The organism is Blautia liquoris (assembly GCF_015159595.1).
Classification (GTDB): Bacteria; Bacillota; Clostridia; order Lachnospirales; family Lachnospiraceae; genus Novisyntrophococcus; species Novisyntrophococcus liquoris.
This window is the reverse complement of record NZ_CP063304.1, coordinates 2,608,538-2,629,871: the sequence shown is the minus strand read 5'-3', so window position 1 is coordinate 2,629,871 and position 21,334 is coordinate 2,608,538. Positions and strand designations below refer to the sequence as shown.

Genomic DNA, 21,334 nt, shown 5'->3' with positions numbered 1-21,334 from the left:
TTGAGTTGAAAAAGAAAAACACGATAAAAGCATCCGTATCATACAAAGTTTTTCAAGTGTGTAATATTATAATCTTACTTTTCCTGACGTTATCCTGTTTCTTGCCGTTTGTCTACGTAGTGGCAGTGTCCTTAAGTGATAAGGTATTCGTACAAGCTGGACAGATTGTATTTTGGCCCAAAGGATTCAATCTGAATGCATATCGATACTTGATTAAAAATGCTGCTTTTTGGCGTGCTTTTGGTATAGCAATTGTGCGGACAATTTTGGGTTTGATTGTAAATATGAGTTTGATTATTTTAGCCGCTTATCCGCTGTCAAAAAGTAATGATAAGATGAAAGGGAGAAGTATCTACACTTGGTTTTTCTTTATTACAATGCTAGTTAATGGTGGTTTGATACCAACCTATATGTTGGTTAGCCAGGTTGGCCTTCGCAATTCAATTTGGGCGCTAATTCTTCCAGGTGCAGTACCTGTATTTAATTTAGTTTTGATGATTAGCTTTTTTAGACAGATACCAGTGGAAATGGAGGAAGCGTCGGCAATCGACGGTGCCGGACATTTTTTTACATTACTAAAAATATATATTCCATTATCCAAACCAGCTCTTGCGACAGTATCTTTATTTTGTATGGTCAATCATTGGAATGCTTGGTTTGATGGTATGATATATATGCGTTCTCCGAAGATGTTTCCATTACAGACATATCTTCGTAACTTGATTTTAAAAATGGATATCACTCAAATGAGTGGTGATGATTATGGATTACTAGATCTACTCTCCAATGAATCCATCAAATGTGCTCAGATTATTGTAGCCATCATACCAATTCTTTGTGTATATCCATTCCTACAAAAATATTTTGTTAAAGGTATAACCCTGGGAGGAGTAAAAGGATGAAAAAGTGGTCGAAAGAGCGAATATGGGATTGGTACAAAAGAGAAAACTGGCTGAGAGGTTGTAATTTTATGGGGAGCGATTGCGCAAACCGGATCGATCAGTGGCAGGAACTGGGATTTAAGGAACGACTTAAGACTGCTGACCGTGAGTTGAAGCTGGCGGCTAGTACCGGTTTTAATGCAGTCAGGCTGATTCTCGAATATATTATCTGGAAAGAAGATCACGACGGATTTATGGAAAGACTGGATCAGTATCTTGATATGGCCTATCAGTATGGTATAAGAGTGATGTTGGTGTTCGGTAACGACTGCATGTTGCCTTATAAGGATCCGAATAGTCATCTTCACAGTGGAGTGCAACATTTTGATATCGGGTATCATGGGGGAAGAAAAAACTCACAACACAGCTCTTTAAACAAGGAGTCAGGGTATAGTCTGTTGGATGAGCCGGAGTTGGCGAATGATATTTACAAATGGGTTGCAGAAATTATTGATAAGTATAAGACCGACCCACGTGTTGTTATCTGGGATCTTTACAATGAGCCAGGTAATGCCAAAAGGGAGGAACTGACCAAACCTCACTTGAAGAAGTTTTTTGAAATTGCCAGAGAAATCAATCCAATGCAGCCAATTACTTCGGGAGTTTGGAGAATCAACAGCAATTTGGATCAAACACTCTGCGAGGTAGAGCAGTTTGTCCTTGATGAATCGGATATAATTTCTTATCACAATTACGGAAACTATATTGAGAATGTAGAAATTATCTCTAAACTAAAAAAGTTGGGTCGGCCAATTATATGTACCGAATGGCTCGGCAGAGTAAAACACAACACAGTCCAGGAAATGTTCCCACTATTTTTTGTCGAGAAAATTGGCTGCTTTAACTGGGGATTTGTTGCAGGGAAATATCAGACTTATGAACCGTGGGAAGGAACCTGGGAGTCGTATTATCGTGGAGAGCCAAATGACTATGATTTCACCAAATGGTTTCATGATTTGTACCGGATCAATGGTCGACCCTATGATCCAAAAGAGATTGATATTATTAAGCGATTGTCAAGAGAGGCAGACCTTTTGAAAATTTGATATATCTATAAAAAAACAGGAGTTCAACAATAATACTGACAGCAATACGTCGGTTAAAAGCACAAAGATCAAGTCACTATAGTTACAAAACAACCCAAGTTTTAGGGGTATAGTTTCAACTTTGGCAAAGTCTCTTTTCTTTCAGAAATATACTGTTATTCTATAGATAAAGAGTTTTCAGAAAGGAGAAAACAATCAATGAAAAAAAAGTATGCACAAGTAGGAACTGGAGGCAGAGCAGGCTTTTATTATGAAGCCATTGCCGGCACATATCAGGAAACCAGTGAATTGGTGGGATTTTGTGATGTTTCGCAAACACGCATGGATTATGCCAACAAGATCATTTCAGAAAAATACGGGCATGTCAAAGTTCCAACGTACTTTTATACTGATTTTGATAAGATGTTAGACGAGACACATCCTGATGTGGTGATCGTAACTACAGTTGACCGTGTCCACGATCAATATATAATTCGTGCGATGGATAAAGGATATGATGTCATCACTGAAAAACCAATGACGATCGATGAGAAAAAAGCCCAGGCAATTGTGGATTGTCAGAAACGAACAGGACGCAGCCTTCGCGTGACCTTTAATTATCGCTATGCGCCCCATAATACGAAACTGCGTGAACTGATCCGTGATGGGGTGATCGGTGATGTCTTTTCCGTCCATTTTGAATGGTTATTGAATACCAAACACGGAGCGGATTATTTCCGCCGGTGGCATCGGAATAAGTACAATAGTGGCGGCCTTTTAGTACACAAAGCGACTCATCACTTTGATTTAGTGAACTTTTGGCTGAATACCTATCCTGAGACTGTGACTGCTTTAGGAAGTTTGAATTTTTACGGCATGAAAAATGCCGAAAAACGCGGGATCGATCATTTCAGTTATCGATATCACGGTGATCCAAATATGAAAAAGGATCCTTTTGCCATTGATCTGGAAGGAAATGAAAAATTGAAGGCATTATATTTAGATGCTGAAGCCGACAGCGGCTATATTCGTGACCGCAACGTCTTTTCCGATGACATATCGATTGAAGATACGATGGGAGCCCTGGTTCATTATCATAATGGTGTGATTATGACCTATTCACTAAATGCCTATATGCCGTGGGAGGGTTTCAATGTTGTCTTCAATGGAAGTAAGGGACGTATAGAAATGAAAGTAGTGGAACAATCATACATCAATGCCGGTGGAGAACGTGGTGAAGAAGGGGCGTTGACTGGAAAAACTATCACAGTCTTCCCAATGTTTGGAAAACCATACGAAGTTGAAATTGAAGAAAAGGAAGGAGGCCATGGCGGTGGAGATCCTGTCTTACTCAACGATTTATTTGGTAAACCTGTCTATGATGAGTTTCATCGTGCGGCTTCACACATCGATGGTGTGATGTCTATCATGACAGGGATTGCAGCCAATCACTCGATCGCTTCTGGCCAGACAGTTTCTATTTCGGACTTGATTCATTTATAAAAAAAGAGGAGGGGTGTCGCATTTGCGACATCCCTCCTCTTTTCTAATAAGTTTTGCGAAATTGGACAGGAGTCATTTCGGTATGTAGACGAAATTGTTTGATAAAATAAGAAGTACTATGAAAACCACAAAGTTCTGCAACCTCATCAATCGTATAACTGGGGTATAGCAATAAAAGCCGTTGAGCATGTTTGAGACGACAATCGTTTAGATACGCATGAAGGGTTTGCCCGGTTCCGGCTCTAAAAGCACGCGCAAGATAGGCTTTGCTTAAATAGAACTGTTCTGCCAGGTGTGTTAAAGAAAGATCTTCGCTAAAATGTTCATTGATATATTTAACGACTGGCACGATCGTTTGCTTTTGTGCCATAGAGAATTTACCATTTGTCAGGGTCTGTTTTTCAAAGAAACGGTTTAGCAGTAGGATAATTTCCAGTACACGCAGCCGAACCAAATCTTCGAAATAATTTTCATTAAAAAGAGACTCATCATAGATAGAAAGCAAGACTTGTTCCACTTGTAGTAAAGTACTAGAGTCAAGCTGATGAACACCTGTATGCTGTTTGAAAAATAAAGCAATTGGAACATGAACTAACTTATCACTGTCACTATCAAAAATATCAGGATCCAGTTCCAACAGATAACGTTCATGGTGGGCTGTCTGACTTAGATCATTCCGGTGAAGAGTATGCTGATCGATCAATACCAGGCAGTTCTTGGTCAGCGGGTATGTTTTGTCTGCAATCGTCACGGTTCCCATGCTGCTGATATCTGCTAAATAGTAGAGTTCGTAGCGTGCGTGTTGATGAGCTTCACGCATTTTATAAGGTTGATTACGAAAAACATGATCGATATGAATACGATCAAGTGGATAGGCAGCCATTAAGAAGTTCCTTTCATGTAGATGGATATGCTAACAGTAGCATAGTTTGTCCTTTGAGACAAGTAATCTGGTCCCCAAAATTCTAGGGGATGCTTGAGATGTCACAGATTATGTATGGGTTAATTCGGACTCAAGAATTATCATTTTCAGAAAGTCGATAGCTTCGCGGAGAGGCCCCCAGACGTTTCTTAAATGTTGTGCTGAAACTGCTTTCACTGGAGAATCCATATTGTAGGGCAATATCTTTAGCACTTAACGATGTAGATTTCAGTGCATAGGCGGCAGCGTTTACACGACACATCAAAATATATTCGTGAGGGGTATAACCTGTTTCTTTCTTGAAAATACGTATAAAATGATATTTGCTCAGATATATTCTTTCTGCTAACATACTGACAGAAAGTTCACTGTCTATATTCTGGGATATGTAATGGAGAGTGTCTTTTATTGGGCTTTCCTTTGCAGGGGTTTCTGAAAATTCTTTATGATTCAATAGAGGGGTAATAAGTTTCACAATGTGATAGGAGAGTTCAGATTCGTCAATAGATGATTTTCCCTCATCAAAACATCTATATATAACCTCCAATTCATGTTTCGCATTTATTGCTGCATTTCCGTGAAACACAGGTGCATGATCTTTCATAATTTCATCAAAATAACGGCGTGCAAGAGGTCCATCAAAGTGCATCCAAAGAATTTCCCAACCATGTTCTGTATAGTATTGGTGAGGTTCATAGCAGTCGATTAATCCAAGGTTTCCTTGTGCCAAAGTGTGCTTTTGTCCCTGCGTTTTTATAAATCCATTTCCTTTTATTACATATAAAAATAGAAAACTATTATAATTTGTTCTCGAGAGTGAATAGCACCCATTACAAAAATAATGGCCGATGCAAGCCGGATAGAAATATAGTAGTGGTGCGGTTGGGCTTGCCATATGGAAATATATTAGGGATTCTGATAGAACTCCGGTTTCTTTGATATGCATAAAATCTCTCCTCCTAACAGGAACTTTTAGCAATGTAGATGCTGACACATTGTATTATATTATTATAAAACCTTCCAAAAATAAAGCAAGAGTTACAACTATATAGACTACGAAAATGAAATGATGATGTATGGTGGGTATGAAAAAATAAGGACTATGTTCTTGCATTGTACAATTAATATAAAAAAAGCAATTTTTTGAAAACATAAGGCAATATTTTATAACAAATTTACTGGCTGAATTTATATACTCTATATAGATAATTAATAAATAAATACTATATTTTCCACACGAAAGGGGCGATATTTTTGTATTATGATTTGAGCGGAGAATGGCAGGTTACATTGGACGATGGGACAAATCAGACAGCACAACTTCCAGGAACTTTGGATGAGAATGGAATTGGTCACAAGGATAAGGGTGAAAATCAGTGGCATCCGGATGAAAATTTGGGTAATGTGAAAGACAAGCTTGACTCAGGTGCACCAATTGCTACACGCTTTACAAGGAAGTATACATATGAGGGGCAAGCAAAATTAACAAAGAGGATTCACTTTATTCCGGAAAGTGGAAAAAGAGTTTTTCTCGAGGTAGAACGTGCCAGATGCCTGAGGCTTTTTGTGGACGGAAAAGGAGTGAAATGCTTTACCCAGGGAACGATTAGTACCCCCTATGTTTTTGAAGTGACAGGGCTATTAACTGGAAATAATGAAATTACTCTCTTATCTGATAATAGTTACCCAAAGCTTCCTCATGATGATATTGTTTATTCGTCGGCAGCTACAGATGAGACGCAGACCAACTGGAATGGTGTAATCGGCTATTTGAGACTGCGTGTGGAAAATTCTGTTTTTTTGTCAAAAGTGTTTATATATCCAAATAAAAACAAAATCAATGTGAAGATAGAAATTTCTGCAACGAAAAGTTATAGCGGAAAATTGAACATTCAAAGCGAAGCATTAAAAAGAACGTTTTGCACAGAGATACAACTGAAAAAAGGTAAGACAAAGCTTGCCTTTGATAATCTTGAGCTATTGGAAGATGTACAACTTTGGGATGAGTATGAAGGAAATTTATATATACTCACGGTACAACTTACAGGAGCAGATACAAAAACACAGACGTTTGGAGTACGTGAATTTGGTGAGAATGAAGAAGGCCGGCTGGCTCTTAATGGACGTACTATTTTTTTACGCAGCGAGGCCAATTGTGCAGAGTTCCCTGAGACAGGGCATCCACCAATGGGCGTTGACAAGTGGATTGAAATACTAAAGCTTTTTAAGTCGTATGGAATCAACTGTATGCGATTTCATTCTCATTGTCCACCACAGGCAGCATTTGATGCGGCCGATCAAGTTGGCATGATGATGCAGCCGGAACTTTCCCATTGGAACCCGAGGAATGCCTTTGAGTCAGAAGAAAGCTTTGAATATTACCAGCTAGAGTTGAAACAGCTGATTCAAATGCTTGCAAATCATCCGTCCTTTGTGATGTTAACGTTCGGAAACGAACTGTGGACCGGGGAACTTGGACATACTCGTATGGATATGCTGCTTTCTCAGGCACATCAGTTGGATGCTACGCGTCTTTATGCAAATGGATCCAACCCGCATTATGGTACAATTGGATGCGATGCCAACAGTGATTTTTATACGTCGCAGATATTCTTCACAAAGGATTATCCATTGAGAGGTACCTTTCAGGCGACATCTGAGAAAGGAAAGGATGAAGTTCGAATTGCAGGGTATGTCAACAATCAATATCCTAATGCAATGACAAATTATGATCAAACGATGGACAAGCTTCGGAAGACCTATCAGAAACCGGTGTTTGGATTTGAGGTCGGACAGTTTGAAGTTTTACCTGATTTTGATGAACTAAATAAGTTTAAAGGGGTAAGTGAACCCATAAATTATCAGTTGATTAAGAAAAGGGCAGACGAACTGGGACTTCTGGGCGAATGGAAGAAATATGTGGAAGCGACGGGAGAATTATCCCGTATTGGTTATCGTGAAGAAATAGAAGCTGCAATGAGAACAAAAAATTTATCTGGTATTTCACTTCTTGGACTGCAAGACTTTCCAGGTCAGGGTACTGCTTTAGTTGGTATGATGAATTCACATTTGGAGCCGAAACCTTTTGCTTTCGCCAGGCCGGAGGAATTCCAAAAATTTTTCCGTGATCAGCTTCCATTGGTTTTGCTTCCGAAATATACTTATGAAGATGGTGAAATGCTGGAAGTAGAAATACAAGTGGCTAACTTTGGAAAAACAGATCTCGATGGACCAATTCGTTTTTGTCTGTCAGGAGATAATTTTCAAACATGTGGAGAACTCGATAAAGTTTTATGTTCAAAGGGGAAAATAACTGATGCAGGACGGATCAACCTCCTTTTACATATAGATAAAGCTACTCAGTTAGAACTTCAGGTAGAAATTGATGAGGCCAGGAACGCTTATCCAGTCTGGGTTTATCCGAAAGTTAATCCGATATGCCCGGAGTATATTTATGAAACAGAACACTTTGATGAAAGAGCTAAAAAGGTCCTAAATGCCGGCGGAAAAGTTTATCTTTCACCGAGAGCAACAAAAGAGGCAATGCCGATGTCCATTCAGACCCAGTTTACAACTGATTTTTGGTCAGTCGGAACATTCCCCGCACAATCCGGGGGGATGGGGCAGTTAATTGATGTTGAGCATCCAATATTCCGTGATTTTCCGACGCAGACGCATACGAACTGGCAGTGGTGGGCGATGGCTTCGCAGAGGGCTGTGATACTTCCCCGAGTTATGCATGCGATTATCACAGAAATGGACAGTTATGCCTACATGCGGCCGATGGCTCAGCTAATTGAATGGAGTTGTGGAAAAGGAAAATTGCTTTTCTCTTCTATGGGGCTTCAGAACTTGCAACAATATCCTGAAGCAAGAGCACTACTGTCATCTATTTATCGATACATGAATTCTGGAGAATTTGATCCCAAACAGGAGATATCTATGGATGTAATTGAAATGTTAGTAAAATAGATGTATATCCAGACTTTTTAATCGAAAGGAGACTCTATATGAAAAAGAAAACTTTTGTATCTATAATTATAACAATGATGATAATCTCTATGCTAAGCGCATGTGGGGGATCATCTAAGAATGAATCATCTAACCCACAGCCAAAAGATACTGATCATGCAGGTGGCAATGAAGAAGTAACCCTCACAATTTGGGATTGGGATGAAGCACACCTTACACATATGACTGAATGGTACCACAAGAAACATCCAAATGTAAATTTTAATACATTGGTCGTTTCTAATACAGATTATTTTCAGAAACTACAGAGTGCAGTGGCAAGTGGAAGTGGAGTACCAGATATAATTTTAAGCGAGATGGGTTACAGAGGAAAAGTCTTTGATTTGGGAATTTTGGAAGACTTGTATAAAGAGCCATATAATGTTCAGCCGGATGAAATGTTTGATTTTGCTAATAAGTTAGGAGCTGGGCCAAAAGGGCAGCTTTATGGTGTAGAACAACAGATTTGTCCAAGTGGGTTTGCATATAGAAGAGATTTAGCAAAAAAATACTTGGGAACGGACGACCCCGATAAAATTGCTGATATGATCTCAGATTGGGATAAATTATATGATATTGGTCAGCAAGTTATAGAAGAAGGTGGAGGAAAGGTTACAGTACTTCCTGGAACGACTGTCCTTATGAATAATATTTTGATAAATCAAGACGTAAGTGATTATATTGATGGCGATAATATTGATTTGACATCACGTTACAGAAATGTGCTCGATATTACAACAAAATTTAACGAGGCTGGAATACTTGGAAAGCAGGAAGATGGAACTCCGGCGTTAAGTAATAGTGTTGCTGCAGGAGAAATTCTATTTTATCCGTGTGCTCCATGGAGTCTCAAATGGAACATTGAGACAAATGATCCGGATGGTTCTGGTAATTGGGGGCTTACGAAAGCACCGGGAAGTGGATTTACTTATGGAGGAACTTCTGTAAGTATTTATTCAGGAAGTAAAAATAAGGAATCAGCATGGGATTATATTAAAGATGTTTATTGTACTGGTGAAGGGGTAAAAGAAGCTTATGATCAGTTTGGATTTATGACAGGATTTAAAGCTCCTTATGAGGAAGATAATTCTTACTTCTTCACAGAACCCGGTCAATATGATGAATTTTTTGGAGGGGAAAAATTGGCGGACTATTTTATCAATACCATCGCAATTACTACAGAAGGTCAAGTTCAGACAAAGAATGAGGCAAATGTGAGAAGTGCGCTTAACAGTGTAGCAACTCAGATGACAGGTAATCCATCTATGACCGCAAATGAAGCGTTGAAAATTTTAAAGGAAGAAACTCAGACTTTAGTTCCAAATGCGGTGATAAAATAATTCAGATTAAGAGAAAAGCTTTTATAAGTTGAGCTTTTCTCTTATCATTTTAATATCTAATAAAAGGAGACCAGCTATGAATAAAAAGAAAAACGGAGCGTTAACTAAAACTAATAAATGGCCGTATATTTTTTGTTTACCATTTATAGCAGCATATTTTCTATTCAGTTTGTTTCCAATGCTTTATTCTCTGAAATTAAGCTTTTTTGATTGGAATGGGATTGGAGAAAAGACTTTTGTTGGTATACAAAACTATGTAAATCTTTTTACAAAAGATCCATTATTTTTAAAATCGTTGTGGAACACAATCATTTTAATGGCATTTTCCACACCAATCACAGTCTTTCTGGGGTTGGGAGTTGCATATCTTCTCTTTGATATCCATCGTGGAAAACATATCTATCAAACTGTTAATTTTTTTCCTTACATAACCACTCCTGTTGCCATAGGATTTATTTTTTCTTATTTGTTTGACTGGCAGTCAGGATATATTAACAAAATCTTGATGAAAGTTGGGATTTTGGACAAGCCTTTTTTCTGGTTAGGGAGCGAGATTGCATCAAAGGTAATTATTGTTATCATGGTTGTATGGCGATATTTAGGTTATTATATGACGATTTATCTGGCGGCTATGACCTCTATGCCCATAGAATTGTATGAAGCTGCAGCCGTAGATGGCGCCAGTAAATTTAAGATTTTTACCAAAATTACAATTCCGATGCTTAGTGGGACTACTAAATTTTTAATTATTACCTCGTTGATTGGTGGATTACAGATGTTTGATGAGCCAAAGCTTCTATTCAGTGGATGGGCCTCTCTCGGAAACGGGCAGACAGGAGGACCAGGATATACTGCACTGACAACAGTGTGGAAATTTTACAATGATGCATTCAATTTGGATTCTCGCCTTGGTTACGGATCTGCAATTGCTTATTCTTTATTTGTTATTATCATGTTGTTTTCTGTTATTGGATATAAGCTAAGCAACGGAAGGGGTGAAACAAAATGAATAAACATCCAAAAAAGAGTGCAGGTGCTATATTAAAACAAGTTTTTCTGATATTAATGACCGTTGTTATGTTTTTTCCCTTATATATTGTATTTGTTATGGGAACATATTATAGCGAGGACATTTTTAAGGGACTTCCGATCCTTCCGGGAAACTATCTAATAGAAAACATTAAGATGGTAATTTCAAAAGGATATTTTAAAGCTTATTTTAATTCTGTTTTAGTTTCTGTTTGCTCTGTAATATTAAGTGTTTTAATTTCTTGTATGATAGGGTTTGCTTTGGCAAAATATAATTTTAAATTAAAAAAAATCATTTTTGGATTTATTATGGCCATCATGATGATACCAGGACAGATTGCTATGATTGGATATATGCTTGAAATGAGAAAGATGGAACTCTTGAATACACTTCTTCCTCTTGTTTTTACATGGTCAGCACACCCACTGGGAGCTTTTTTGATGATGCAGTTCATTAGTGATGGTGTACCTGATGAACTCCTGGAATCTGGTCGTTTGGATGGATGTTCAGAACCGGGAATTCTTTTTAGAATTGTAGTTCCTTGTGTAAAACCGGGAATTCTTACATTAGCGATGCTTGTTTTTTTATCATCATGGAATAATTATATTTTACCGGTTATATTAATCAATAAACAGGAATTATTTACGATCCCCTTAATGATCAACAATCTCTCAAATTCATTTCGGAGTGATTATGGTGCAATTATGTGTGCATTGGCGTTTTCTATTTTGCCTATGATTATAATTTTTAGCTTATGTTCTAAAACATTTATCAAAGGAATTGTGGCTGGTGCAGTTAAAGGATGACCTTGTTTAGAAAACCTTCCCTTTTTATTGTGAGTATTAGTTCTGATTAATGTAGCAATTATTAGAAATTCTATGAGCAACTATTTGCAACAAATAATTGAATTGTTTGTTATTATATAATTATAAATCATAGCAATTTTCATCAAGTTAAAGAAGGAGGGTACCATGAACGAAAACATGATAGGTGTAGACATTTGGGAGGAAAAGGTCATAATCCCTACTTATGAGACAGGCGAAGCTGATAAGAATCCAATGTTTTTTGAAAAACGGGTATATCAGGGAAGTTCAGGAAAGGCATATCCTTATCCACTAACAGAAAAGATCTCATATGAGAAAAAGGATAAAGAATACAAAGCAGTTTTCCTGGAAAATCAATACCTGAAGGTAATGATTCTTCCAGAACTGGGGGGACGAATACAGCGGGCCTATGACAAGACAAACGATTATGATTTCGTCTATTATAATCATGTAATTAAGCCGGCACATGTAGGCCTTTTAGGGCCGTGGATTTCAGGGGGAATCGAATTTAACTGGCCGCAGCATCATCGGCCAACGACGTTTCTTCCAGTAGATCATGTAATTCAGGAGAACGATGACGGAAGCAGGACTGTTCTGGTAAATGATGTCGATCAGATGTATGGAACAAAAGGGATCGCTGGATTCACGCTCTATCCGGATAAATCATACATTGAAATCAGGGGGCAAATTTATAATCGAACTGCAATGCCACAAACTTTCTTGTGGTGGGCAAATCCTGCAATTCCAGTAAATGAATATACCCAGACGATTTTTCCACCCGATGTTCATTCCGTCTATGACCATGGAAAACGCGATGTATCGCGCTGGCCGGTTGCCATGGGTACATATTATAAATATGATTACAGTGAGGGGATTGATATATCCAGACATAAAAATATTCCGGTCCCTTCTTCTATGATGGCAGAGGAGTCTGCATATGATTTTGTCGGAGGATATGATTACAGGAAAAAAGCAGGCCTCTTGCATGTAGCTGATCATCATATTTCGCCGGGGAAAAAGCAGTGGACCTGGGGAAATGGAAATTTTGGACACATATGGGATGAAAATCTAACGGATGAAGATGGCCCCTATGTTGAGCTTATGACTGGCATATATACAGACAACCAGCCTGATTTTACATGGCTGAAACCATATGAAGAAAAAACTTTTAAGCAGTATTTTATGCCTTATAAAGCTGTGGGAGAAGTGAAAAATGCAACTACTGATGCAGTTGTTAATCTCACACTTTCTGACAAAGATAAAATTTATGTCTGCGTATACGCAACATCAAAGTACGATGATGCAGAGATTATAGTTACAAATAAAGAAAAAGAGATATTTCATGAATCCGCAAAGATATCTCCTGAGAATGTTTTTGAGACAATATTTTACTGTGAGGTTGAGAAGGAAGAGGACTTAAAGATTCGTGTACTGGATAAGAACAAAGTGCTTGTTGAATATCAGCCGTTGAAGGAGGAAATTCCAAAACTGGCCGAACCGGCCATAGCGGCGAAAGATCCAGAAGAAATTATGACAACAGAAGAATTGTTACTAACCGGACAGCATATTGAACAGTACCGCCATGCAACTTATCTCCCGGATTCCTATTATCTTGAAGGGTTAAGGAGAGACAAAGGAGATATACGGCTGAACAATGCCTATGGCCTTCTGCTTATGCGCCGTGGTCAATTTGAGGATGCCGAGAAGCATTTCAAAAAGGCATTGGAACGTCTGACAAGACTGAATCCGAATCCATATGACAGCGAAGCATATTATAATCTGGGCGTTACTTTATTCTATCAAGAAAGATATCAAGAAGCATATGATGCATTTTTTAAAGCCACCTGGACGAATGACCAACAGGAGATGTCGTTTTATTATCTGGCAGCGATACAAGTGAGAAACAATGACTATACGTCTGCCCTTGAGCTAATCGATCAATCACTTGTTAAGAATGCTCATAATATAAAAGCGAGGGGGCTAAGGGCACTTATTCTTCGCAGGCTCGGATGGAATCAGGAAGCAAAGAAACAGATATGGGAAAATCTAAAGCTTGATAAATTTGACTATTATTCTATGTTTGAACGGGAATTTGTGTCCGGGGAGAAAACAGATCGTTTTGTCATGCGCAACTTTCATGAAAATTATCTGATGACAGCCAGAGATTATGCGGAAAGCGGAGGCTATGAGGAAGCTCTTAAAGTCTTGTCCGAGTGTACACAGAATCACCCGATGCTTCACTATTATAAAGGGTATTATTATGGAAAGCTTGGAAATATCGCTGGCATGGAAGAAGAATATCATACAGCAAACCAGTGTGATCCGGCCTATTGTTTCCCAAATAAGTTGAATGATATTGCAGTACTAAATGATGCGATTTTAAATGATCCTTTTGAGGCCAAGGCATATTATTATCTTGGGAATCTTTTCTATGATAAACTGCAATATGAGACTGCAATTCAACTTTGGGAGAAGTCAGAAGAGATCGATGATAAATATCCTACCCTTGAGAGAAATCTTGCTCTCGGATACTATAATAAAAGAAATGATCAGAGTGGTGCGAGGAAGAAACTCGAGAAGGCATTTTCTCTTGATAAAAGTGATGCCAGAGTTTTTATGGAATTAGATCAGCTTTATAAGATACTGGGCGTATCTCTTTCCTATCGTCTGAAAATGTATGATGACAATAGGGCAATTATTACAGAACGCGATGATCTTTACACAGAATATGTGACACTTTTAAATCTTGCAGGACGAAATCAAGATGCTTATGATTCGATCATGAATTATGTTTTTCGTCCATGGGAAGGCGGCGAAGGAAAAATATCCACACAGTACAAGATTGCTTTATCTGAATTAGCACAGAGTGCTTTGAAGATAAGAGAATATCAAAGAGCAAAAGAATTGCTACAATCCGCATTGATCTATCCGGATAATCTGGGTGAAGGAAAGCTTGTCGGCACAAAGGATAACGATATATACTATATCCTGGGACTCGCACTGGAAGGTCTTGGAGAAGATTCCGCCGAAATGTATAGTAAGGCTGCCTGTGGAGAATCAATACCAGCAGGGGCGATGTATTATAACGATCAACCGGCCGATATGGTTTATTACCAGGGAAAAGCATTTGCTAAATTGGGAGATGCAGCAGAATCAAATAAAAGGTTTTACATACTTCTTGATTATGGTGAACGTCATTTGAATGAAGAGATGAAAACTGACTATTTTGCGGTATCAGCTCCTGACTTTCAGATCTTTGAAGGCGATTTAAAAAAAAGAAATAAGGCTCACTGCCACTACATTATGGGTCTGGCCTATCTCGGAATGGGAAGGGCGGATAAAGCAAAAGTTAATCTTCAAAAGACATTGGAGATAGAACCATATCATCAAAAAGCAAGAATATATCTTAGAAAGATGAAGTAGATAACGCAGTGCTTGAAAGACTATTCATCTGTAATCGCATTAGCATGGCCCCGATTGTATCGGGGCTATAATTTTACTCTGAATTGAGCGTAGAAGTGCACAAAAAACACAACCGAAACTATAGACAATCACAACAGTTTTTAGTATTCTATACATAAAGTCTATCTTGTATATAGCAAATTTATGATTCGGAGGCACTTCTATGAAAAACCATCTGAAAAAGGATGAAAAAAGTTTCAATTCTGTAAAATTATTGTTTTCATATCTGGTGATTATCCTGGCACCCACCATAGCCATTATTGTAATTTATGCCAATATGCAGCAGGCATTGATTAACATACAGGCAGAAAGAGTAAGGGGTTTGACGAAGGAGGCGGCCATTGTATTCGATAATGAAATTGATCAGCTGACCAACATAGGAAAGTACATTAGTGATGATGGAAAGCTAAAAGAATACATACAAAACAAAGAGAATTTTGATTCAGAAGAAATTTACTATAAAACATATGAGTTAGCAAGAACTTATCCGAATTATTCACTTATGAATCACTTCGTGAAGTACATCTATATACTTCCAGACAATAATTCTTATATTATCCGGATTCCTCAGGTTATTCCTGATAATCCTAGAAAAACCAGTATGTTAGATATCAGCAGTTCCGAAGAAAAGAACAGTAATCTATTAAAAGAAATGTCTGACGGAAAAGCAGAGGGAATTAGATTTTTCTTGGATTCGGACAGAAACGGCAGCATCTGGCTCTCTCATAGCGTAACCTATCGTGAAGGAAGAGCCACTGTTTTGGTTGAAATGGATGCTGCTCAGGTAAAGCAGTGTATGAAAAATATTCTGGGAAAGAACAAAGGAATTGTTTTCCTAAATGATTCGAACGGTAATATCTTTTTTGTTTATGACAATCTGAATGAGAATCCTTTACGACTTAAAAGTGAATCAAAGTGGCATCAATACCTGAATAAGGCCGGGTGGAAAAAGAAAGAAATTAGTGTAAATGCTGTCGGCACGGTACATAATCAATGTGAGTTTATAACGGTGATACCAAAAAAGGTGCTATTATCCGAGGTAGGGAAAACACATTACCAGATATTATTGTTGTGTATTGCTTCTTTGATGGTCGGGGTTCTCATATGTCTCTGGTACTGGCAGAGCAGCCGTCCGGTTGTCAGGAAATTCATGAAGCTGACGGGGCAAGATTCAAAAAAAGATATAGATTTTCATGGAGTGCCAGATATCTGGAAGAAAACGGAGCGGGTTCTAGAAAGAATGGATGTTTTGCAGACTACAGTTGTGAAACAGAAAAAACTTGCTGAGGAGATAATATGGGGCAGGATACTTTTAGGCTCTTATCCCTCTGAAGTTGATTTAAAACAGGAAATGAACAGGGCAGATGTTTCCATTCAGGTGATGTTTCCCTGCTGTGTTGTTGGGATGATTATGGAACCGCTTTTGGATTCCAATATTGAGACTCTGAGAGATGATCTTTCAAAGAAGATGAAAGAGCTTTCAGAAATCTTATCTGGGGAATATAACTTTTACCTTATACCGATGAGTGCCTGGAAGTACACCCTTATTTTATCGCAGGAAGGAGCTGTCAGTATAAATCAAAGGAAAGAATTTGTGGAACGGGTAAACTATGCTTTGTATAGTCAGATGCCTCTTAATATCTATGCGGGAATCAGTGATGAAGCCTATGATCTAAAATCTGTTTCAGAACAATATGAAAATGTTCAAAGAATCTGCGAATATGCGAGGTATCACAAAGTTCGATTGCCTCTTTTCTTAAAGGATATTCCACGAAATCAACATGTCGTATTCACGGTAGACCTAGAACTGCAGCTGGAAAAAGCAATTGAAAGCGGGATATGTGAGCAGCTGCGGATACTCATGGATCAGATTATGGAGAGCAATATGAGACTTCCGGAACAAGGGTGCCAGTCAATGACACATACCGTTGAAATTATTCGAAGTGTCATACTGCGATGCCTGGATCAGGAGTCCTGCAGCCAGGATCGGGATCAGTTGTTTGGCGAGACGCAGCGTGCAAAAACAAGTGAAGAAATAGAAAAAATTGTATTTAAGACTTGTAGTTATTTTGAACAGAAGAAAAAGCTGTTGGAAAGTGATGAAGAAAACCGTTTGAAAAATAAAATCATGGATGTCATCCGTATGGAGTATGTGCAAGAAGGATTTAATCTTACGGCACTCTCCGAGAGAATCCATATATCAGAACAAAAGTTATATCGTGATTTTAAGAAATTGTTCGGGGTAAGTTTTGCAGCTTACCTGGAGATGCAAAGAATCAGGTTTGCTGAGGAGAAACTGAAACAGGGAGAACACGTGCAGGATGTGGCGGAGAATGTTGGATATAATAGTGATTATTCATTTCGCCGGGCTTTTAAAAGAGTAATAGGGGTGACTCCGAGTGAATATCAAAAAATGTATGGGCGATAAAAAAATGTACGTTGTCAAAAATGATTTGTGTCATATATAATAACAGCACAAAATAATTTGCAGAGGCAAACAGAACATGTGTAATGTGTACAGAATAAAGCTTGGTAATTCAGACATCTGCACATCTAAATCTCATTATTTTAAAATTTTAAGGAGGATATGTATGAGAAAGATTTTAAAAAAGGTATCTGTAACAGGGCTGACTGCTGTGTTGTCTATTTCAATGCTGGCTGGATGCGGATCAAAACAAGATGATAACGAGAAGAAAGTGGAACTTAACAAGGCAGGAACTTATCCGATTGTAAAAGACGGAACGATTAATATGACAATGTTCACTATGAGCATGCCGAATGTCGAAGATTTTGCTACAAATGATTTTACAGAATTTATGGAGAAAAAGACAGGGATTAAGATGGAGTTCATCACGGGAGGACGTGATGATTGGTCTGACAAACTGAATATGATTCTGCAGTCGGATGATTATCCGGACATAATCTTTGGAGTCTCTCCGGATATAGCGAAATATGGTGTTAAGGAAGGAATCATTATTCCTTTGGATGATTATATTACGGAGGAAAACGTACCGAATTACCTGCGGGTTATGAAAGACTATGATATGGATATAACTCGCGAGACAGATGGGAAAATATATTCACTTGCCGAGGTAAACGATTGCTATCATTGTAGCTATGGAAGAAAATTGTGGGTAAACAAGCATCATCTGGATGAGATGGGTGTTGGTGTTCCAACTACTACAGATGAGTTTATGGATGTCTGTAAAAAATTCCTGGAGTATAAGCCGGATGGAATTGCGGTTGCCGGAGCTGAACAAGGTTGGTTCTCACGTATGCAGGATTGGCTGATGGGGGCATATACATTCATACCAAGTAAATCGGCTGCATTTACCGTCAGAGACTTTGCAGCGGTGAACATGGATACAGACAAGATTGTGGACGTTGCCACCACAGATGAATATAAGGAAGGTTTGAAGTTTATCAAGCAACTTTATGATATGGGAGCGATATATGATGGGAACTTCACACAAACCGGTGAACAGATGAAGACACTGGTTAACCAGCCAGACGAACCTGTTTTGTTTTTTGCAGATGGGACGATATCCGATTCCATTGATTCTGTTTCCAATAATGAACTTTACAGGCATTATGAGGCAATGGCACCCATTAAGGGACCTGATGGGACTCAGATCGCATGGAAAGAGCGAAATTCCGGATTGAGTTCGGGCGGAGTCTGTATTACAGATAAGTGTAAAAATCCTGAGGCAGCCTTACGTTGGGCAGACTTTTTCTATAGCGAGACAGGTGACCTTTCCTCTCAGTATGGTCCGGAGGAAGGCAAGGACTGGGAGTTAAATCCAAAAGGAAAAGTTGGCATGGATGGAAATCCTGCACTTTACGAAGTTTTAAATGCATATTCAGCAGAAACCCAGAATCATGACTGGCAGGATGTTGGAATTCGTGTCGCTCCCAGGGATTATCGAATGGGGCAGGCGATGGATATAGATGTGGATCCGTATTCTCCGGAAGGTCTGGAAAAACTTCTGTATGATGCGACGAAGGAATTGTATGAACCATATGGCGAGAATACGAATCTGGCTAATATAGAGGTACTGAAAGTAACCGATGAAGAAAGTACAGATATGTCAACGACAGCAGTAGAGGTTTCAAAACTTATTGATGAGAATGCGGTAGCTTTTATGACCGGAGAAAAAGACATTGATTCTGAGTGGGATAAATATCTGGATGCTTTGGATAAGGCGGGGCTTCCGGAACTTATAAAAACATATCAGACTGCCTATGACAGAATGCACTCTCAGAGTAAAGAGTAACTAGCAATTCAAGGCTCTCCGAACATATCAATCGTGAGAGCCTTTATGGGAGGATATTCTATGCAGAAAAAGAGAAAGAAAAAGAGTTCCAACTGGCAGTTTTGGGCTATCATTGCACTGCCTGTCATCTATGCAATTGTATTCGCATATATCCCAATGGGAGGTATCATAATTGGGTTTAAGGATTATAGTATTCGCAAAGGGATACTGGGCAGTGACTGGGTAGGCCTTAAGTATTTTAAACAGTTTCTTACATCTACAAACAGTCTGCTTGTCATAAAGAATACGTTTATTTTAGGCATCTACACTTTGTTTACGTTTCCGGTACCGATTCTTCTAGCAATTGGAATTAATGAAATGCGCAGCAAATGGTACAAGAAAACTGTCCAGATGGTTACATATGCACCGTATTTTATCTCGGTCGTTGTGCTGGTAGGAATGATGATGCAGATGATGGATCTGAGAAGTGGGATCATCAATGTATTACTTGGTAAAGTTGGAATTGGACCGGTAAACTTCTTTGGCAATCCGAAAGTTTTTCGATCGCTTTACGTGTGGAGCGGTGTATGGCAGACGGCAGGGTATTCTTCAATCATCTATGTGGCTGCACTTTCCGGGGTCTCATCGGAACTTGAGGAGGCAGCAATCGTAGATGGTGCAAGCAGATTCCAACGTATTCTGCACGTAGATCTTCCATCCATTTGGCCGACCATTATTATCATGCTGATCTTTAGCTGTGGGAATATTATCAGTATTGGAATGGATAAGATCTATCTGATGCAAAACTCGATGAATGCGTCCGTATCGGAGGTCATCTCAACGTTTGTTTATAAAGTGGGTGTAGTAAATTCCAACTTTGGCTATTCAACTGCAGCAGGTTTGTTCCAGTCCCTTGTTTCCTTCATATTATTGATTGTCGTAAACCAGGTCTGTAAAAAGTTTACAGAAACAAGTCTGTGGTAAGGAGAACAAGATGAAAAAAAGTAAATTTCGTTATATGAGTGCAGGGGATAAAACCTTTACTGTCGCAAATTACGTTTTCCTGACGCTGATATTTGTTGTTATCTTATACCCGCTCATCTATGTAGTTTCCGCCTCTTTCTCTGATCCACAGGCGGTAATCAGCGGTGAAGTTGTTTTGTTTCCGGTAAGGCCGACTTTAAAGGGCTATAAGGCGGTATTTCAGAATAAAAAGATTATAACAGGATTCATCAATTCATTCATTTATTTATTCGCCGGGACTGCATTAAACCTTGTTATGACTATGCTCTGTGCTTACCCCTTATCAAGAAAAGAGTTTAAGGCACGAGGTTTTTTGTCATTGTTTTTTGTATTTACCATGTATTTCAGCGGGGGGATGGTTCCGACCTATATTCTGGTAAATAAACTGGGACTGTTGAATACAAGAGCCGCCATGATTATTCCTTCTGCAATGTCTACCTACAATATGATTATTTGCAGAACCTATATTATGAACACAATCCCGGATGAATTATATGAAGCTTCTCAGTTAGATGGATGTACGCCATTCAGATATCTGCTTTCTGTCGTCATGCCTCTGTCAAAGCCTATCATGGCAGTACTTACTTTATATTACGGCGTGTCCAGATGGAATGACTATTTTACGGCAATGCTTTATCTCAACAAAGATAAACTCCAGCCGCTTACAACGATTATGAGAGAGATTCTGATTATGAGCAAAGTGGATATGACCAAAGTAGCAGATGCATCAGCGGTCTCAAAATTACAGGGAATGTCAGATCTGCTGAAATACTCTACCATTGTTGTGGCATCCCTTCCTGTGATGTTGCTATATCCATTTGTACAGAAATATTTGGTAAAAGGAGTCATGATTGGTTCGGTAAAAGGATGAGCGCGTCCGTGTATCATAAGGGGTCAAATTAATTTTGACCCCAACATCTATAATATGATGATACCAGGGTCAAAAGGTCCTGCGTTTCATGCTTGCATGAAAAAGCATGACCTTGGGACCCGTAAAAAC

The 21,334-nt window shown here is 38.7% G+C and carries 14 protein-coding genes; 12 read left to right on the top strand and 2 right to left on the bottom strand.

What is annotated here, in order from left to right; genetic code table 11:
- The first annotated feature begins 5 nt into the window (after positions 1-5).
- The 3 genes from INP51_RS11845 (at position 6) to INP51_RS11835 (ending at position 3,469) form a co-directional block, all read left to right on the top strand.
- Positions 6-902, top strand: a complete 897-nt coding sequence (locus INP51_RS11845) for a carbohydrate ABC transporter permease (RefSeq protein WP_230406784.1) — start codon at positions 6-8, stop codon at positions 900-902.
- The gene (locus INP51_RS11840; protein ID WP_193735054.1) at positions 899-1,987 is read left to right on the top strand and encodes a cellulase family glycosylhydrolase; all 1,089 of its coding nucleotides are present in this window, start codon (positions 899-901) and stop codon (positions 1,985-1,987) included. The genes INP51_RS11845 and INP51_RS11840 overlap by 4 nt, the downstream gene beginning before the upstream one ends.
- Before the next feature lie 198 nt (positions 1,988-2,185).
- On the top strand, positions 2,186-3,469 hold the full coding sequence (locus INP51_RS11835) for a Gfo/Idh/MocA family protein (RefSeq protein WP_193735053.1): 1,284 nt from the start codon (positions 2,186-2,188) through the stop codon (positions 3,467-3,469).
- Between the two features lie 43 nt (positions 3,470-3,512).
- Here the strand turns inward: INP51_RS11835 and INP51_RS11830 are convergent, their stop codons facing one another.
- Both INP51_RS11830 and INP51_RS11825 read right to left on the bottom strand, forming a co-directional pair.
- Positions 3,513-4,352, bottom strand: a complete 840-nt coding sequence (locus tag INP51_RS11830; protein WP_193735052.1) for a helix-turn-helix transcriptional regulator — start codon at positions 4,350-4,352, stop codon at positions 3,513-3,515.
- Positions 4,353-4,482: 130 nt separating this feature from the next.
- Positions 4,483-5,286 (bottom strand): AraC family transcriptional regulator, encoded by an 804-nt coding sequence (locus INP51_RS11825; RefSeq protein WP_230406947.1) that lies wholly within the window; start codon positions 5,284-5,286, stop codon positions 4,483-4,485.
- A gap of 359 nt (positions 5,287-5,645) precedes the next feature.
- Between INP51_RS11825 and INP51_RS11820 the strand changes: the two genes are divergently transcribed.
- The 9 genes from INP51_RS11820 (at position 5,646) to INP51_RS11780 (ending at position 21,205) form a co-directional block, all read left to right on the top strand.
- Complete coding sequence (locus tag INP51_RS11820) at positions 5,646-8,363, top strand: glycoside hydrolase family 2 TIM barrel-domain containing protein (RefSeq protein WP_193735050.1); 2,718 nt, start codon at positions 5,646-5,648, stop codon at positions 8,361-8,363.
- 38 nt (positions 8,364-8,401) lie between these two features.
- On the top strand, positions 8,402-9,742 hold the full coding sequence (locus tag INP51_RS11815) for an ABC transporter substrate-binding protein (RefSeq protein ID WP_193735049.1): 1,341 nt from the start codon (positions 8,402-8,404) through the stop codon (positions 9,740-9,742).
- A 76-nt stretch (positions 9,743-9,818) separates the two neighbouring features.
- Positions 9,819-10,751, top strand: coding sequence for a carbohydrate ABC transporter permease (locus INP51_RS11810; protein ID WP_193735048.1), 933 nt, complete (start codon positions 9,819-9,821; stop codon positions 10,749-10,751).
- Positions 10,748-11,578 carry a carbohydrate ABC transporter permease gene (locus tag INP51_RS11805; RefSeq protein ID WP_193735047.1) on the top strand — a complete coding sequence of 277 codons (831 nt, stop codon included), beginning with the start codon at positions 10,748-10,750 and terminating at the stop codon, positions 11,576-11,578. The genes INP51_RS11810 and INP51_RS11805 overlap by 4 nt, the downstream gene beginning before the upstream one ends.
- Positions 11,579-11,755: 177 nt before the next feature.
- On the top strand, positions 11,756-15,019 hold the full coding sequence (locus tag INP51_RS11800) for a DUF5107 domain-containing protein (protein ID WP_193737352.1): 3,264 nt from the start codon (positions 11,756-11,758) through the stop codon (positions 15,017-15,019).
- 202 nt (positions 15,020-15,221) lie between these two features.
- The gene (locus INP51_RS11795; RefSeq protein ID WP_193735046.1) at positions 15,222-17,486 is read left to right on the top strand and encodes a helix-turn-helix domain-containing protein; all 2,265 of its coding nucleotides are present in this window, start codon (positions 15,222-15,224) and stop codon (positions 17,484-17,486) included.
- Positions 17,487-17,649: 163 nt separating this feature from the next.
- Complete coding sequence (locus INP51_RS11790; RefSeq protein ID WP_193735045.1) at positions 17,650-19,332, top strand: extracellular solute-binding protein; 1,683 nt, start codon at positions 17,650-17,652, stop codon at positions 19,330-19,332.
- Between the two features lie 60 nt (positions 19,333-19,392).
- Entirely contained in the window at positions 19,393-20,295 is a 903-nt protein-coding gene (locus INP51_RS11785; protein WP_230406783.1) for an ABC transporter permease, read from the top strand.
- A gap of 10 nt (positions 20,296-20,305) precedes the next feature.
- Positions 20,306-21,205, top strand: coding sequence for a carbohydrate ABC transporter permease (locus INP51_RS11780; RefSeq protein WP_193735043.1), 900 nt, complete (start codon positions 20,306-20,308; stop codon positions 21,203-21,205).
- Positions 21,206-21,334 lie beyond the last annotated feature (129 nt).

Bases quoted from the DNA above. Each gene is read 5' to 3' on its own strand.
- INP51_RS11840 (WP_193735054.1), top strand. From the start codon at position 899: ATGAAAAAGTGGTCGAAAGAGCGAATATGGGATTGGTACAAAAGAGAA.
- INP51_RS11800 (WP_193737352.1), top strand. From the start codon at position 11,756: ATGATAGGTGTAGACATTTGGGAGGAAAAGGTCATAATCCCTACTTAT.
- INP51_RS11805 (WP_193735047.1), top strand. From the start codon at position 10,748: ATGAATAAACATCCAAAAAAGAGTGCAGGTGCTATATTAAAACAAGTT.
- INP51_RS11810 (WP_193735048.1), top strand. From the start codon at position 9,819: ATGAATAAAAAGAAAAACGGAGCGTTAACTAAAACTAATAAATGGCCG.
- INP51_RS11830 (WP_193735052.1), bottom strand. From the start codon at position 4,352: ATGGCTGCCTATCCACTTGATCGTATTCATATCGATCATGTTTTTCGT.
- INP51_RS11815 (WP_193735049.1), top strand. From the start codon at position 8,402: ATGAAAAAGAAAACTTTTGTATCTATAATTATAACAATGATGATAATC.
- INP51_RS11825 (WP_230406947.1), bottom strand. From the start codon at position 5,286: ATGGCAAGCCCAACCGCACCACTACTATATTTCTATCCGGCTTGCATC.
- INP51_RS11835 (WP_193735053.1), top strand. From the start codon at position 2,186: ATGAAAAAAAAGTATGCACAAGTAGGAACTGGAGGCAGAGCAGGCTTT.
- INP51_RS11785 (WP_230406783.1), top strand. From the start codon at position 19,393: ATGCAGAAAAAGAGAAAGAAAAAGAGTTCCAACTGGCAGTTTTGGGCT.
- INP51_RS11780 (WP_193735043.1), top strand. From the start codon at position 20,306: ATGAAAAAAAGTAAATTTCGTTATATGAGTGCAGGGGATAAAACCTTT.
- INP51_RS11795 (WP_193735046.1), top strand. From the start codon at position 15,222: ATGAAAAACCATCTGAAAAAGGATGAAAAAAGTTTCAATTCTGTAAAA.
- INP51_RS11790 (WP_193735045.1), top strand. From the start codon at position 17,650: ATGAGAAAGATTTTAAAAAAGGTATCTGTAACAGGGCTGACTGCTGTG.